This window comes from Streptomyces boncukensis (assembly GCF_011045075.1).
Lineage (GTDB): Bacteria > Actinomycetota > Actinomycetes > Streptomycetales > Streptomycetaceae > Streptomyces > Streptomyces boncukensis.
On the sequence record NZ_JAAKZZ010001094.1, the window covers coordinates 1 to 591 of the forward strand.

Genomic DNA, 591 nt, shown 5'->3' on the forward strand with positions numbered 1-591 from the left:
GGGCTGCCCTGGAACCGCCTACTCACGAATTAGGAGACCGAACCATGCTGCTCCAACCGAAGCTGCCCACCACCCCACACGCTCCGTCCCCAGCCGTCCAGCACACCCACGAACCGGCGACCTGCACCTGCCAGCACGCCACTCCCGCCCCGCGTCGCTCCCCGCTGGTGCCCTCGGTCGGTACCGGCGCCGTGGCCCTCGTCCTGGTCGGCGGCGTCGTCGCCACCGCGCTCCTGGCGGCCGTCGCCGTCTCGGCGATCTCCGTAGCGGTCGCGGCCGTCGTCCTGCGCTCGCTCTTCAACGCCCAGCAGCGCCACCGCTGAACGGCTCCCGGGGCGGCCCGACACCGCCAAGTATCCGCCGCCCCGGCAGCCCACCACCTTCCCGACTGACAAGCCTGAGAAGGAGTACAGCCATCTTCACCCGCAACGCCCCCGCCCCGCTCACCGAACTCGGGAACCTCGCCGCCAGCGGCACCCTGCCCGGTATCCTCCGCCAGCTCTCCGGCCTCGGCGGCTGCACCAACCCCGTACGCCTGGCCGGACACCGCACCGAACACCGCCTCAACACCACCACGGGCGAGATCAGCCC

At 72.1% G+C, this 591-nt stretch carries 1 protein-coding gene; it reads left to right on the plus strand.

What is annotated here, in order from left to right; translation table 11 throughout:
• Nucleotides 1–44: 44 nt before the first annotated feature.
• On the plus strand, nt 45–323 hold the full coding sequence (locus G5C65_RS38115; protein ID WP_165303659.1) for a SpdD protein: 279 nt from the start codon (nt 45–47) through the stop codon (nt 321–323).
• Nucleotides 324–591: the final 268 nt, after the last annotated feature.